17 protein-coding genes are annotated in these 15,594 nt (G+C 38.7%); 15 read left to right on the top strand and 2 right to left on the bottom strand.

Going from position 1 to position 15,594, the window contains the following annotated elements:
* Positions 1-535 precede the first annotated feature (535 nt).
* The 8 genes from H4J63_RS14615 (at position 536) to H4J63_RS14580 (ending at position 7,905) form a co-directional block, all read left to right on the top strand.
* Positions 536-739 carry a cold-shock protein gene (locus H4J63_RS14615; protein WP_002961702.1) on the top strand — a complete coding sequence of 68 codons (204 nt, stop codon included), beginning with the start codon at positions 536-538 and terminating at the stop codon, positions 737-739.
* Positions 740-1,827: 1,088 nt separating this feature from the next.
* Positions 1,828-2,598, top strand: coding sequence for a DUF3450 domain-containing protein (locus H4J63_RS14610; RefSeq protein WP_033017001.1), 771 nt, complete (start codon positions 1,828-1,830; stop codon positions 2,596-2,598).
* Between the two features lie 6 nt (positions 2,599-2,604).
* Complete coding sequence (locus H4J63_RS14605; protein WP_007583865.1) at positions 2,605-3,969, top strand: MotA/TolQ/ExbB proton channel family protein; 1,365 nt, start codon at positions 2,605-2,607, stop codon at positions 3,967-3,969.
* Complete coding sequence (locus H4J63_RS14600) at positions 3,969-4,493, top strand: MotA/TolQ/ExbB proton channel family protein (RefSeq protein ID WP_002961709.1); 525 nt, start codon at positions 3,969-3,971, stop codon at positions 4,491-4,493. The genes H4J63_RS14605 and H4J63_RS14600 overlap by 1 nt, the downstream gene beginning before the upstream one ends.
* Before the next feature lie 14 nt (positions 4,494-4,507).
* Complete coding sequence (locus H4J63_RS14595; RefSeq protein WP_007583867.1) at positions 4,508-4,912, top strand: biopolymer transporter ExbD; 405 nt, start codon at positions 4,508-4,510, stop codon at positions 4,910-4,912.
* Positions 4,912-5,529: an energy transducer TonB gene (locus tag H4J63_RS14590; RefSeq protein WP_007583869.1), complete on the top strand. Its 618-nt coding sequence runs from the start codon at positions 4,912-4,914 to the stop codon at positions 5,527-5,529. The genes H4J63_RS14595 and H4J63_RS14590 overlap by 1 nt, the downstream gene beginning before the upstream one ends.
* An 11-nt stretch (positions 5,530-5,540) precedes the next feature.
* Positions 5,541-6,800, top strand: a complete 1,260-nt coding sequence (locus tag H4J63_RS14585; protein WP_010553387.1) for a tetratricopeptide repeat protein — start codon at positions 5,541-5,543, stop codon at positions 6,798-6,800.
* Positions 6,801-6,861: 61 nt separating this feature from the next.
* Positions 6,862-7,905, top strand: a complete 1,044-nt coding sequence (locus H4J63_RS14580) for a hypothetical protein (RefSeq protein WP_182197278.1) — start codon at positions 6,862-6,864, stop codon at positions 7,903-7,905.
* Positions 7,906-7,921: 16 nt separating this feature from the next.
* Here the strand turns inward: H4J63_RS14580 and H4J63_RS14575 are convergent, their stop codons facing one another.
* Positions 7,922-8,248 (bottom strand): TraR/DksA C4-type zinc finger protein, encoded by a 327-nt coding sequence (locus H4J63_RS14575; RefSeq protein WP_024590816.1) that lies wholly within the window; start codon positions 8,246-8,248, stop codon positions 7,922-7,924.
* 61 nt (positions 8,249-8,309) lie between these two features.
* Entirely contained in the window at positions 8,310-9,290 is a 981-nt protein-coding gene (locus H4J63_RS14570) for a tRNA-dihydrouridine synthase (RefSeq protein WP_007583877.1), read from the bottom strand.
* A gap of 225 nt (positions 9,291-9,515) precedes the next feature.
* Between H4J63_RS14570 and H4J63_RS14565 the strand changes: the two genes are divergently transcribed.
* The 7 genes from H4J63_RS14565 (at position 9,516) to H4J63_RS14540 (ending at position 15,590) form a co-directional block, all read left to right on the top strand.
* Complete coding sequence (locus H4J63_RS14565; RefSeq protein WP_182197276.1) at positions 9,516-10,049, top strand: hypothetical protein; 534 nt, start codon at positions 9,516-9,518, stop codon at positions 10,047-10,049.
* Positions 10,050-10,115: 66 nt separating this feature from the next.
* The gene (locus tag H4J63_RS14560; RefSeq protein ID WP_165725916.1) at positions 10,116-10,973 is read left to right on the top strand and encodes a DUF692 domain-containing protein; all 858 of its coding nucleotides are present in this window, start codon (positions 10,116-10,118) and stop codon (positions 10,971-10,973) included.
* Positions 10,974-11,009: 36 nt separating this feature from the next.
* Entirely contained in the window at positions 11,010-11,762 is a 753-nt protein-coding gene (locus H4J63_RS14555; protein WP_182197274.1) for a DUF2063 domain-containing protein, read from the top strand.
* A gap of 72 nt (positions 11,763-11,834) precedes the next feature.
* On the top strand, positions 11,835-11,957 hold the full coding sequence (locus H4J63_RS20345) for a hypothetical protein (RefSeq protein ID WP_002962301.1): 123 nt from the start codon (positions 11,835-11,837) through the stop codon (positions 11,955-11,957).
* A 171-nt stretch (positions 11,958-12,128) separates the two neighbouring features.
* Positions 12,129-12,674: an adenine phosphoribosyltransferase gene (gene apt, locus H4J63_RS14550; protein ID WP_024605327.1), complete on the top strand. Its 546-nt coding sequence runs from the start codon at positions 12,129-12,131 to the stop codon at positions 12,672-12,674.
* A 3-nt stretch (positions 12,675-12,677) separates the two neighbouring features.
* The gene (gene dnaX, locus H4J63_RS14545; protein WP_182197272.1) at positions 12,678-15,203 is read left to right on the top strand and encodes a DNA polymerase III subunit gamma/tau; all 2,526 of its coding nucleotides are present in this window, start codon (positions 12,678-12,680) and stop codon (positions 15,201-15,203) included.
* 60 nt (positions 15,204-15,263) lie between these two features.
* Entirely contained in the window at positions 15,264-15,590 is a 327-nt protein-coding gene (locus H4J63_RS14540) for a YbaB/EbfC family nucleoid-associated protein (protein ID WP_002962306.1), read from the top strand.
* Positions 15,591-15,594: the final 4 nt, after the last annotated feature.

Below are 15,594 nucleotides of genomic sequence, written 5' to 3'. Positions count from 1 at the left end.
ATACCAAGCGCACAGGGCGTGCATCTGTGAAAGTGTTATGGCAAGGATGGCTTAAGTTACAAGCCATCCTGGAAGGCTACGATTTAGCAAAATCTCTTGAGTCAGACTTGTGATCAAGAGACAGCTTAATTTTTAAAGCGGCTTTTTTGTTTGTATTTTTGATGTTATAGAAGCGTTATTTGACAGTATTGCTGTTGTAGAGGGCTTTTATACGCGTTTATAGCAATATATATTACAATAATACTTTATAGTTTTTGCTTGGAAATTAGTCAGTTAAAGGCGATTTAAAACAAATTTATATTTTTAATAAATAATTCCCAATTAATAGAGCGAAAAAAAATATAATGTGTTAATCTTACCTTGCTTTGAGTTTTTATGTATTGAATTTACGGATATTGTGCTGCGTTTAAGGTTACCGGTTAGGTTATTACTTGTTCCTGTACTGTACCTCCATATTTTTGAGCATTGACTCAGGGAGGATATTGCCATAATAATATGGCTGAATTTTAATTATTGACTTACAGGAAAATTTAGTATGTCGGTTACTGGTAAAGTAAAGTTTTTCAACGAAGCTAAAGGCTTTGGTTTCATTGAACAAGAAAATGGTCCTGACGTGTTTGTACATTTCAGCGCAATCACTGGTTCTGGTTTTCGCACTCTTAGCGAAGGTCAAGCAGTGACATTCAGCATCAAACAAGGTCAAAAAGGCCCTGAAGCTGAGAACGTAGAAGCAGCATAATTTATTATGTGAACTCTAGTTCATCTTGGTGAAGCAGGTCTCTGTTTCACCATAATTCCTCTCTATGTACATAATTAACAAAATCCTTCCTTTTTAAATCCTTGAACACAAATTACATATATTCTTAAATCTTCTATTTTAATACAAACCCAAAATTCAGCTATCTGAACAACTCATACAATCGAACCACTTTCTATCGCATTTAAAACACCCCTTACAATTTATCCAACTAATCTGATACTTATATACATCCAAATAACAATCTGTGTAAATTTTAGTGTAAGTCTTGCTAGTGCAATCAGGTTGAAGTTTTGTACTTTAACTATAAATGGGCAAGGGAACCTCTATAGGCCTCTGATAGCTTATTATGGAAGCGTTAGGCATCATTTATAGTCCATTATTATTAAAGTTGAGCAGCTTTTTGTGATTAACTTTGTTACTAAATAAATTTAACTGTTAAATAGTATTAATGAGCACTCTAAAGCGGTAAATGTAACTCGTCTAATTATCGAAAGCTATTTGGCTATTTCAGGCCTTGCTAAAAGAAACTTATTATTAAGATTATTATTACTATTTATGGGAAACACGTTTAAGGCATTGCGTGCATAAAGCAAGGTGGGCGGTATTAGAGATTATCCAGTGTTGTTTTTTTGTGCGACAAACGGTTTGTTTTCTCAGATGAAATGTTAGCGAAGAGATAAAATGTGTCGAAATCGTCTAAAAAATAACTTTTGTTATATCTATCTGTATTTTTTTTAGTTTTTTTTAAGTAAAAATTCAGCCTTGGCTAAATGTTGCAATAATGTTGTTTTATGTCAGTGCAATGCGAATAAATACACCCCTTAAAAGGCTTTAATAGAAATATTAAGAGAAATCTTGGTTGCAATAATGTTAACGGTTGTGCGCTGGTACTTTTGTTTAAGCATCAACTTAGCTATTTATTTACTGCGATTAGTAAACATCAAGTTGACAGCGCTAATTGCATTTAGCATTATTGGAAGGTTGATATCTATTAAAAGATATCAGGGTTGTTCTCTTCGGAGGATAATTAAATTATAAAAGTAACATTACTTAATTGGTTGGGAACTATGTCTGTTAAAATCAGAAAGAGTCTTGTAGCAACTGCGTTGGTTGGCGCATTTGCATTTGCAAGCAGCAATGTGATTGCAGATCCTTTGAATGACGTGCAAAAAGCAGGTCAAGAAATTCAAAAGGCTGCGGTTAAGTCTCAAACTAAAATTGACAATGTATATGGTCAAACTCAGGAGCTAATCGCTGAGTACCGTAGCGTTGTTGATGAGACTGAACTTATGAAAGTGTATAACGATCACGTGTCGCGCTTGGTTGATAGCCAAAACGCGTCTATTGAATCGTTTGATCGTCAAATCGCTACGATTGATAACACGAAACAAAACGTTGTGCCTTTGATGTATCGCATGATCGATACGCTTGAGCAATTCATCAAAGCGGACGTTCCATTTAATCTAGAGACGCGTTTAGGACGTGTTGAAAGATTACGTGAAATCATGGTTTCTGCGTCTGTAACGACGTCTGAAAAATTCCGTCAAGTACTTGAAGCTTACACTATTGAAACAGCATACAGCTCACTTGTATCTGCTTCACAAGGTACGCTAGAAGTTGATGGCAAAAGTATTAACGTTGATATCGGTCAGTTAGGTCGTATTACTTACGTTGCTCAGTCTTTTGACTTGAAACATGCTTGGGTGTGGGATAACAACACTAAACAGTGGAAAGAATTAGGTGAAGAATACCTAAAACCTGTTAAAGAAGTTATTCGTATGGCACGTAAGCAAGCGACATTAGAACTTGTTAAACTACCTATCTTTGGCGCGGAGTAATCAATAATGAAGAAACTATTTAAAGGTTTTGCTGTTGCCGCAGTACTAACTGTTTCTGCAGGTACCGCGTTAAATGCACATGCAAATACTGGAGCTCTAGATAAAATACTTGAGCAAGTAAAGCAAGAGCGTATCTCTGAAGGTAAAATCGATAAGAAACGTGAACAAGAGTTCTTATCAGATCGTGCTGACAAGCAATCTTTACTTAATAAAGCTAAAAGCCAACTTGCTTCTGAGAAGTCTCGTGGTGAAAGCTTAACTAAGCAATATGCACAAAATGAAAACACGTTAGCTGAAAAAGAAGCAGCTCTTCAAAGTGCTCAAGGTACTTTGGGTGAGATGTTTGGTGTTGTACGTCGTGCAGCTCAAGACGCTATCGGTTCTATCGAAGCATCACTAGTTAGTGCTGAGAAACCTGGCCGTGCAGAAATCTTACGTTCATTAGCTGCTGCTAAAGAACTTCCAACTGTTCGTGAACTTGAAGAACTTTGGATTTCACTTCAAACAGAAATGACTGAATCAGCTAAAGTTTCAACTTTTGAAACTGAAGTTGCTGGTCTTGACGGTAACCCGTCAATGAAGAAAGTAACGCGTATCGGTAACTTTAACTTAGTTACAGACGATGGTTACTTAATTTATTCACCAGAAACTAAGTCTATTCAGCCTCTAGGTAAACAGCCTGATAGCTATATTTTAGACGGTATCACTGATCTTGAAAATACATCACCAGATAACTACGCTGGTGTTTATATCGATCCGACTCGTGGTGCTATCTTACGTATCAACACTCAAAAAGCGACACTTATGGAATACTTCCATCAAGGTGGCGTAGTTGGTTATATCATTACAGCTTTACTAGCTTTAGGTATGCTAATTACTCTAATTCGCTTTGTTGACCTTACACTTACTACTAGTAAGATTAAGAGCCAGCTTAAAAATGTTGCTACACCGAATACAAATAACCCACTGGGTCGTATTCTTAAAGTGTACCATGACAACAAGAACCAAGATGTTGAAAACCTTGAGCTTAAACTTGATGAAGCGATTCTACGTGAAACGCCGCGCATCGAAGCTGGTATCAACATAATTAAGATTCTTGCTGCAATCGCACCGTTACTAGGTCTACTAGGTACAGTAATCGGTATGATCTTAACGTTCCAAACAATCACATTGTTCGGTACGGGTGATCCGAAGATCATGGCAGGTAACATCTCTCTAGCACTTGTAACTACAGCGCTAGGTCTAATTGCTGCATTACCACTAATTCTACTTCATGCTCTTGTAGCTGGTCGTAGTAAGTCGGTATTACACATCCTTGATGAGCAAAGCGCGGGTATCGTTGCTACTCACGCGGAGAAGGAGAAAGCCTAATGCTAGTCCTGATGGAGATATGGGAATCTATCAGGGATTTTGTTGGCACAGGCGGCCAGGTTTTATACGTGGTCGCGATAGCACTCTTTCTGATGTGGGTTTTAATGATTGAGCGCTATTGGTTTCTACTTGCAGAGTTTCCTCGCACAGCGAAAGAAATTGTAGCAAAGTGGGATGCCCGCCAAGACACTACGTCTTGGTACGCACACAGAATCCGTGAAGCATGGATTTCTGAAGCGTCTGAAAAATTAGATCAGCGTATGTTGTTGATTAAGACATTAGTAGCTGTTTGTCCTTTAATAGGCTTACTTGGTACTGTTACTGGTATGATCTCGGTTTTTGAAACCATGGCCAACCAGGGCACAGGTAACGCACGTTTAATGGCATCAGGTATTTCAATGGCAACAATCCCAACAATGGCTGGAATGGTTGCGGCACTATCTGGAGTATTTTTTAGCTCACGTCTTGAGACAAAAGCTAAAATGGTGAAAGCCAAACTTATTGATAGTATGCCTCATCACTAGAGAGAGAATTAAATATGGCACGTAAACAACGTTTTCGTGAAGAAGAAGAAGCAGCGGTTGATATGACGCCAATGCTTGACATCGTATTTATCATGCTTATTTTCTTTATCGTAACTACATCGTTCGTTAAAGAGGCTGGTATCGAGGTCAATAAACCAAAAGCTGCCCAAGCTACTAAGCAAAAAAATGCTAACATTTTTATTGCTATTCGTAGTAACGGCGAAATCTGGGTTGATAAACAACAAATTGATGTTGAACGTATTTCAGCAAAAATCGAAAGTTTATTAGCAGAACAACCTACTGAAGTTGTGATTATACAAGCTGATAAAGAAGCTAAACACGGCACAGTGGTTAAAGTTATGGACCAGATTAAAGCGACGGGTGACAACCTTAGAATTTCAATAGCTGGAGATCAGTAATGATTCGTTTTCTGTTTTCACTGATTGCAGGTGGGGCAGTTACTTTCGGCTTGTTCTACTTCATGGCCTTCCTCATCTCTGGTGGGGCTGACCGTAATACGGAACAAAAAGAGCAGATCATAGTCGAAATAATGACGAATCCGCCTGAATCTAAGGTGCAGGAGAGGAAGCGTGTACCGCCTCCTCCTCCTCCACCGCCAAAGCAGCCGCCTAAACCGCAGCCGCCACAGCCGGAAAATAATAATCCAAACCCTGGTGCTATGTCATTTAACATGGGTAGCATTGATGTTGGTAGTTCAGCTGGTGGACTAAGTGGTCCTGGTGCATTTGGACGAGATGGTGATGCGACACCTATCGTACGTATAGAACCAAAATATCCAACGCAAGCAGCACGTGATGGCAAAGAAGGTTGGGTACAACTTTCATTCACAATTGATGAGTTAGGTGGAGTAACTGACGTTGAAGTAATTGACGCTGATCCAAAACGTATCTTTGACCGTGAAGCTAAACGCGCACTGCGTAAGTGGAAGTACCGTCCTAAGATCATTGACGGAAAACCACAGAAACAACCAGGTTTACAAGTTCAATTAGACTTTAAACTTAACCAAGGCAACTAAGGAGGCGAGTAATGAGAAATTTTTCTAAAGTAACTGCTCTTGCGATTCTTATGTCTGTGTCGGGTGCTACTTTAAGTGCATCTGTTTTAGCAGCGCCAGATTACGCAAAGATTGAAGAGCGTAAAAAAGCAAAAACTAAAATCATGGGCGAGCGTACTGGTAAAAAGGTAATTAAAGCATTTGACTTGTACAACGAAGAAAAAGTTGATGAAGCAATTGTTTTGCTTAGAGAGATTGAACCTTCGAATGACTTTGATAAAGCGACCGTAAATCGTTACTTAGGTAGCATGTACGCTCAAAAAGAAAAGTATGACGAAGCGATTAAGTACTCTAAGCAAGCAGTTGCCCCTGATGTTTTAAACTTTGCTGATCAAGAACAAACTCTAAAGCTGTTAGGTGATTTATACGCTGGCACAGAAAAGTATCAAGAAGCCAAAAAAGCTTATGTTACTTGGATGGATTTTACCGGTGAAGAAGATCCTACGGTTTACACGCGTATTGCCCAAGCTAACTATCAGTTAGAGCAATTTCGTGATGTTTTTGAACCAGCAGATAAGGCAATTAAACTTCAAAAAGAACCTAATAAAGGTCCTTACCAATTAAAACTGGGTGCATACTTTGAACTTAAAGATTATGCAAACATGGTTAAGATTGGCGAAGAGATTGTTCGTGTATGGCCTGATGATAAAAAAGCTTGGGTTAGCTTAGGTAAATATTACCTACAAACCGAAGACTATCAAAAAGGTTTAGCAACGATGGAAGTTGCTTACAAGAACGGTTACTTTGAAAATGAAGTTGAGTATAAAGTCTTATCTAACTTTTACTCTCTAAACGAGATCCCTTTTAGAGCAGCTGTAACGCTAGAAAAGGCCGTTAAGAGTGAAAAAGTAAAACGTACAAAGCAGAATGTTAGCGCGATTGCTAGTAACTATCATCGCTCTAAGGATCTAGAAAAAGCTGCTAAGTACTACGAAGAAGCTGCTAAATTTGATGACGACGCTGAACTTTACCGTAAAGCTGGTTCATTACTTTTACAATCTGAAAAATTCAGTGCTGCTGTTGTTCGTTTGAACAAAGCATTAGAGCTTGGCTCTGACAAAAAAGGTACTATTTATTCAGATTTAGCTGAAGCGTATTACTATCAAGGTAAGTATAAGCAAGCATATGCTGCAATTACTAAAGCTATGGATGACCCTCGCACACGTAAGTTTGCAAAAGGTTGGTCTACATATATTAAAGATAAAGCCGCTCGCAACGGTGTTAAAATTTAATTTTAATTAGCTAAAGCAACTTATAAAAAGCCCCTCTGGGGCTTTTTTTATTGGAACTACTATGTATAAAAAGCTCTCTTTTTCATTACTACTGTGCTTATTTTTAGCTGCATGTTCAAAGCAGCCTCAACCTTATGAGTCATTTGAAGACGCACAAGTTGCTTTAAAAACTTTAAACATGACACTTGTACAACCAGACGCTAAAAAAATCGATAGGATTACTAAAGAGCAATTGGTATTTTCTGATGCGTATTTAGTTAAACGTCATACTATTTATCAGAACCTAATGGATATGGAGCTTAATCTCAATCAAATTGCACAAGTAAACTACTTGGTTATTGCAGAGCGCTTTCCTGAGCGCTATTTTAATTGGCCGGCTCAAGTCGATGTATTAAAAAACATGCTTGCTTTTGAGGGGTCAAAAAGTACGCCGGATAATATTATTACTTGGCTTAAGTTAACCCAAGATACGCTAGACAGTGCTAAACAAAGCAATTTAAAGCTGAATAAAATTGAGCTCACACTACTACAAAGCTATGTATTGAGTGCGATAGGTAGTAATGACGTTCAACCAGCGCTTAAGAGTCATATAAGAGCTTTTAGCGATTATTTAACTAGTTATAAGCCTAGAGGTAGTGTTGGTCTGAGAGGCCTGCCAAATGGGTCACAGTGGTATCAGAGCAAACTAAATTACTTTAGTGGCGAAGTACATTCACCGCTAGAGTGGGTTACTATTTTAAATGAAAATATAAAAGTATTAGATCGTGTTGCATTCGACAGTAAATTGTCTATTTCTCATAAAAAATCGTTTTTAGTGCAGTATCTATCGGATGAAAAATTAATTGAAGGGCTTGATTGGCAGGCTGATTATCAAGATTTACCTGCAATGGCGAGCAATATGAACATGTCTGATAAAGATAAAACATTGATGCTTGCAATGATGGAATCAGATATTGGCATTCATTACCATGCGTGGACTTTGCCACAGGCGAAGGTAAACCTTATGAAACGCTTAGAAATCACCCAAGAAGAGGCTCAATATTTAGTTGAAGATATAATACTTTACCCAGGGCAATCATTTAGCTTTATACAACAAATTATATAATGATTTGAAAGTGCGCTTATTGTGCGCACTTTGTACACCGTTGGGTTGCGGGGTCTAGTTCAAGTGATTTGGCTGGTATTTTTTCTTCACAGTCGCAGCAGTAGCCATATTGCCCAATTTCTATTTGGCTGACCGCCGCTTCTAATTTAGTCATGCGACTGATCAAAAACGCATACTCAGGACCTAGCTTCTCTGCTGCACAGTCTAACCATTCATTGTTTGCTGTATTATCTAAAATTTGTATTAAATGCTGATGTGTAGGGTAGGCTGATTTAGAAAGCATAGTTAATATATTTAATTTAATTTGTGCTATTTCATCGTTTAGTCTTTTTTGATGATGCATTATCAGTACAACCTTATTAAATTGGCTTCACGTTATACTGATATTATCTAGAGGCTTTAGGTTAGCCGTTATGATTTGAATCAAGTTGCGGTGCTTTGGCGTATTTATTTAATACGCTTGCCACATCTTCTTTACTTTTTAAACGCCTGATTTCATCAAATAAATCGATCGCTTGCGGGTATTGGCGTTTAAGGTAACCTAGCCATTGCTTTGTACGAGAAGCAAAATACTTTTCATCTTTTGCAGGGTCTTGATGAATAGCAGAGTGGATTAAGTGATAAATAATATGCTCCCATTGAAGGCCATCATATTGTTCATTATTTACATGAGCTTTAATTTTTTTTGCTAAATCAGGGTGCGAAAGGGCGCCACGACCAAGCATCAAATCAGTACATCCACTTCGTTTTTGGCAAAGCATTGCGTCCTCAACTTGCCAAATTTCACCATTGGCAACAACGGCAATATTTTTATCTTTTATTATTGGTGGAATTTTTTCCCAATAAGCTGGCGGGTTATAACCATCACGTTTGGTTCTGGCGTGTATAGCTACACTATTTGCGCCTGCGCTTACCACAGCATCAACAATTTCTTGGCTGTTACTGTCATCATCAAAGCCTAAGCGAATTTTTGCACTTACTTCATGTTTATCATCTACAGCATCCCGGACTGCTTTAATAATCGTATACATGTGGTCAGGATCTTTAAGCAGTACAGCACCCCCTCGACTACGATTAACGGTTTTTGCTGGGCAACCAAAGTTAAGGTCGACCCCATGAGATCCTAAAGCAATTGCTCTTACTGCATTTTCGGCTAACGGATTTGCTTCTTGGCCGAGTAATTGAACACGCACAGGAGTACCTGCTCGCGTAAATCCATTATTATGTAGTTCAGGGCAAAATCGATGAAAAACTTTATCAGGTAAGCATGTTTCAACCACTCTTACAAACTCGGTAACGCACAAATCGAACCCACCAATGTCTGTGAGTAATTGGCGCATTTTAAAATCAACGACACCTTCCATAGGTGCTAAAACAAGTTTCATAAGGTGATTAATTTTGATAAAAAACTGGACGCATAGTTTACCTGTAAATCACACATTGATAAATCTGTAATTACCAACCATATTTAATGTAGAAACCGCAAAAGTAAATATTATGAAAATAAATGAAAGTTTTTATTCTTGTACAGGTCTACTTAAGCATACAAGCAATTTAAAATACATTTTTATTGCTGAGATTTACAATACTTGATTAAAGAGAGTCACAAAATGAATACAGTTAAAAAAAATACAATCGCGTTAACTTTAGGTGCAGTAGTTGTTGGCTCTGCAAGCTTTGTAACTGTAGATGTACAAGCCAACCCATTTGAGTTTCAACAATTAGTGACAGGTTACCAACTAGACGCTAAAGAAGGTAAGTGTGGTGAAGGTAAATGTGGCGGCGATGCTAAAGATGCAAAAGCTAAAGCAGAAGGTAAGTGTGGCGAAGGTAAATGTGGCGGCGATGCAAAAGATGCAAAAGCTAAAACAGAAGGTAAGTGTGGCGAAGGTAAATGTGGCGGTGATGCAAAAGATGCAAAAGCTAAAACAGAAGGCAAGTGTGGTGAAGGTAAATGTGGCGGTGATGCAAAAGATGCAAAAGCTAAAACAGAAGGCAAGTGTGGTGAAGGTAAATGTGGCGGCGACGCAAAAGATGCAAAAGCTAAAACAGAAGGTAAGTGTGGTGAAGGTAAATGCGGCGGCGATGCTAAAAAAACTAAAAAAGAAGGTAAGTGCGGCGAAGGTAAATGTGGCAGTCGTTAATATCTTATTCTAAATAAGTTATGCTAAAAGGGCCTTAAGGCCCTTTTTGATAAGTTAGAGGTAGTTATGACACAAATCCAGAGTACAGATTTCGGGATGGTGGGCCTTGGCCTACGACGAGAAATGCTTGATGAACTGCTTGAACACGTACCTAATCAAGTAGATTTTTTGGAAGTTGCGCCAGAGAACTGGTTAAAACTAGGTGGACGCTTTAAAAAGCAATTTAGAACATTAACAGATGCAAATAATTTTGTGTGTCATGGATTATCACTGTCTATCGGTTCACCCGAACCACTGGATGTTGAATTTGTTAAATCTTTAAAAGTTTTTTTTGAAGAGCACAATATAAAAATTTTCAGTGAGCACTTAAGTTACTGTTCCGGTACAGGCCATATGTATGACTTAATGCCTATTCCGTTTACACAAGATGCTATAGCACATGTTGTCCCTCGTATTAAACAAGTACAAGACATACTTGAGCAGCAAATTGCGATAGAAAATGTTTCTTACTATGGCGCTCCTGGACAGCAATTATCAGAGCTGGAATTTACAAATACCATTTTAGAGCAGGCAGACTGCAAGCTTTTACTGGATGTGAATAATATTTATGTGAATTCGATTAATCATGGCTATAACGCACAATCGTTTTTAACTGGGCTGCCTTCTAATCGTATTGCCTATGGGCACGTTGCTGGCCATTATAATGAGGCTGACGACTTAATAGTTGATACACATGGTGCTGATGTCATTGATCCTGTGTGGGAGCTACTGGATAAAGCATATGAAGTGCATGGCGTATTTCCAACCTTGCTTGAGCGCGATTTTAATATCCCTACCATGAATATTTTAACCAAAGAGTTAGATATAATTCATGAGCTACAAGCTAAACACATTACTTCAACGGTTTCAAAACAACGAGCTTAATATAAGCCTTTATCAACATTAAAAGAGTGCCTAGTTATGAGCTTTATTGAAATACAAAACGAATTTATGGCGCATATTCGCGAGCCTCAAAAAAATAAAAAGCCCAGCGGTATCGAAGACAGGCGTATGGCTATTTATCGCGACCTATTTTTTAATAACATTGAAGGTTTTATATCATCAGGTTTTCCGGTATTAAAAACGTTATATACCCAGAAGCAATGGCAAGCCCTCGTACGCCAGTTTTTTAGCGAATATGATTGTCATTCGCCGTACTTTTTAGACATAGCAGGGGAGTTTATTAATTACTTATCAAGTGATTATAAAATGAAAAAATACGATCCCGTGTTTATGCTAGAACTTGCACACTATGAATGGGTAGAGCTAGATGTATCAATTGCACACGAAGATGAGCAAGAGCAAAAATTACAAACAACAGCGCTTACTAGTTCTGCTTTGTATTTATCGAAAACGGCAAGAAATTTAAGTTATCAATTTCCAGTTCAAAATATTAGCAATCGCTTTAAACCAAAAGAGCCATCACCTCAGCCTAATTATTTTGTTGTATATAGAGATGAAGATGATGACGTTCAATTTCTGGCTACGAATGCGATGACTGCTTTGTTGCTATCAACTATTGAGGCAAGTGATGGAGCGACATTTGACGACGTGTGCCAACAGGTATTCGCTCATGCACCACAGTTTAATGCAGATCAAATTGCTCAAGGCGCATTGGTTACCCTCAATGCAATGGTTGAACGCGGTGTAATTGTGACAAAAAATCAAGATTAAGGTCTTTATTGATGATTTTACATCGTCTATTATGGCAGCCTTATTTGCCGTGCTTAATAAAAGGTTGTACCAATGTCAGATGATAAAGACTTTAAAGATCCGTTCAACGCTACTTACTTTCTTGCTTTTTTAGCTGTATTTGCAGGGATTGGTTGTTTAAATGCAATATTAGGCTGGATCACTAGCTTAACGTAAAATGTATAGCGTGTATTAAGGCTGTTGCTAACTTCAGCCTTGAACCACTTTATTTTAATTACCCCGTCCATATTTAATACTTCTTTTATAATAACGCCAAACTCGCAATTAAAGGTTAGTTAAGGTTATAATCACCTGCTTTGTAATATAAACAATTGAGCAGTTAAAATTATGACTCAAGTAACACCAGCAATTATCAAAAACAGCATAACTACAATTGCTGATTATCCAAAAGCGGGCATTATGTTTCGCGATGTAACCACTTTAATGGCAAATCCAGAAGCCTTTAAAGCAACTATTGACGCGTTTATCGCAGAATATAAAAATCAGGGCTTTACTAAAATCATAGGCACAGAATCACGTGGTTTTATTTTTGGTGCGCCATTGTCTTATGCGTTAGGCATTCCGTTTATTCCAGTACGTAAACCAGGTAAGTTACCACGCGAAGTTATTCGCCAAGATTACTTACTTGAGTACGGTGAAGACACGCTAGAACTGCATGTAGATGCAATTGTACCTGGCGACAAAGTATTACTAGTTGATGACTTATTAGCAACTGGTGGCACAATTGAAGCCACTGCTAAGTTAGTTAATAAACTAGGTGGCGAAGCCACAGATGCAGCATTTGTTGTATCACTACCAGAACTTGGTGGCGAGCAGCGCATCAAAAAAATGGGTATTAAAATCCTAAAATTGGTTGAATTCGAAGGCGAGTAATCGATGAGTTATCAGGTTCTAGCGAGAAAATGGCGTCCTCAAACCTTTCATGAATTGGTTGGGCAGTCTCATGTTAAGCAAGCGCTTGTAAATGCGCTTACGCAAAATAGACTGCATCACGCTTATTTATTCACTGGAACCCGCGGTGTAGGTAAAACCACCATTGCACGTATTTTTGCTAAAAGCTTAAATTGCGATGAAGGTATATCTGCAAATCCGTGTGGACAATGTAGCAGCTGTTTGGATATAGAAGCAGGGCGCTACATTGACCTACTCGAAATAGATGCGGCTTCTCGTACAAAAGTAGAAGACACTCGCGAAATACTTGATAACGTTCAATATGCACCAACTCGTGGACGTTATAAAGTATACCTAATCGATGAAGTTCACATGCTTTCTAAGCACAGCTTTAATGCGCTTTTAAAAACGCTTGAAGAGCCACCAGAGCATGTGAAATTTTTATTGGCGACCACCGATCCTCAAAAATTACCAGTTACTATTTTATCTCGCTGTCTACAATTTAACTTAAATGCCTTGTCGCAAAGTGAAATTAAAACACAGCTTGAACACGTACTTACTCAAGAGCAGCTTAGCTTTGATACCGATGCACTTAGCATTATTTCAAAAGCCGCTGATGGCAGTATGCGTGATGCACTTAGCTTAACCGACCAAGCTATTGCGCAAACAAATGGTGATATTAATAATCAAGCAGTACAAACAATGCTTGGTTTAATGGATGCTCATTACAGCCAAAGCTTGCTCGCAGCATTACTTGCACAAGATGGCGCTGCGTTAATGGATGAGATTGCGCAGGTGGCAAGTCGTAATCCTAATTATGTGGCATTGCTTGATGATTTAATTGCACTTACGCATTTGACACAACTAACCCAGTTAGTACCTGAAGCGGCAGGGCTAGATGAAAAAAATGTAGATTATATTGCTCAAGTTGCACAACATACGAGCCCACAACAAATTCAAATTTATTATCAGTTACTGTTAAATGGTAAAAAAGATTTACAATGGGCACCAGAGCCTCGCTTAGGTTTTGAAATGATAATGCTAAGATTATTAGCATTTAAGCCTACAGACACTCAACAAACTGTACACACAGTAAACGAAGAGCCGGCCCCAAATAAACAAGGCCGCGCAAGCGCACTGCGAGATATATTAAATAAAAACAAAACATCGCAAAACACCGTAGCTAGTCAAAGTAGTGCCCCTGTAAATAATACTAAGCCAGTTAGCAATACAGAGCAGCCTAAATCCCTTGAGATAGAGCCTTTACCAAATGTTGCTGCTCAGACATCGAATAATGATGTCGTACAAAGTAATAATGAGCCTGCCCAAGTTGCAGTAGAGCAACCGGTTCAACAAAGTGAAAACGCTTTTGAACAACAGGCTTCAGCTAATGAACAACCACAAACCAATGTTGTTTCGGATGCTCAAGCCCAGCGCCAAAGTGAAGATGAAGCTTACATGCAACATAGTGATGCTGAGCAAACGTTAGCTTCGCAGTTTGACGATATAATGAGTAGCGCTGTAGATCAGGGTTTTAAACCTGCACCTACTGCAAACTCAGAGTCTTCACCAGAGCCCTTAACAAATCACAATGCAAGTACGCCAATAGCTGAACAAGAAGCGCAGGCGCAATCTGCCATTGCTCGTATTTTACGTGACAGAAACATATCGGGTGCGGGTAGGTTATCAGGCAAGAGTACAAGTACATCTGCAAATAATGTAGCAGTGCAGCCAAGCCAAGCGCCTGCTAAAAAGCCAGAACAGCATCCAAGAATGCCTAAAGCCCAAAGTGTTCATCAAGGTAGTGCAGATACAAGTGCAAGTGAGCTTAATAGCCCTTCAAGTAATGCATCTGGCGATATCCCTCCTTGGGCAACTGATAGCGAAGGTGAGAGTGAAAAAAAGCATGAGCTCCCAGTAACAGGGAGCCAAACTCAGGCACATAATCACTCCAACATAAAGCCAGCTAGTAAGATTGATTTTAAAGCAAAGCACCAAACAATTACCGAAAATTTAGCGCCAGAATTACTTGAGCAAATAAACCCTCAAAAAGCGCCTGAAATAGCGCCAGAGGAAGTAAGTATTCCTGCCCCTGATGATTTTCAAAGCCCAATTAGTGAAATTAGATTTGCACATCAACAAGATGAATGGGCTTATTTAATTAAACGTATGGGACTAGGTGGTCGTATGCGCCAATTTGCATTGCATTCAATATTTACCAAGCAAGGCAACAGTTTACATATAGACGTTGATGAATCACAAAAGCATTTAGATACACCGATGCTTCGCCAAAGATTAGATGCCGCATTGTCGAGTATTTATGAGCATAACGTGTCGTTAAGTATTAATTTTGCTAAGGGAGTTATTGACTCTCCTTATCTTATTCAGCAAAAAATTGATGCAGGTCGTCATCAACAAGCAATCGATGTGATCACATCTGATGAAAACATAGTACAATTTCAGCAAGTATTTAGCGCCGAAATTGACGAAAATAGTATTCAGGCATTGTAATTACTTACAATCGCCCTTATGTTCATGTTAATTAATGTATTAAAAGAAAGAGAGAAAGTTATGTTTAAAGGTGGAATGGGCAACATGATGAAGCAAGCGCAGCAAATGCAAGATCGCATGCAAAAAGCCCAAGACGAAATCGCAACATTAGAAGTTGTTGGCGAAGCCGGTGCCGGTTTAGTTAAAGTAACCATGCTTGGTAACCACAATGTACGTCGTGTTCAGCTTGATGAAAGCCTTATGGAAGACGACAAAGACATGATTGAAGACTTACTTGCAGCAGCATGTAACGATGCTGTACGCCGTGTTGCAGAAGAAACACAAGAGCGCATGGGTAAAGTAACTGGCGGTATGCAATTACCACCAGGTATGAAAATGCCGTTTTAAGTAA

This window comes from Pseudoalteromonas sp. 5Ae-yellow (assembly GCF_014077565.1).
Lineage (GTDB): Bacteria > Pseudomonadota > Gammaproteobacteria > Enterobacterales > Alteromonadaceae > Pseudoalteromonas.
Note: the sequence above shows the minus strand (reverse complement) of the source record. Positions and strands in the feature narration are given on the sequence as shown.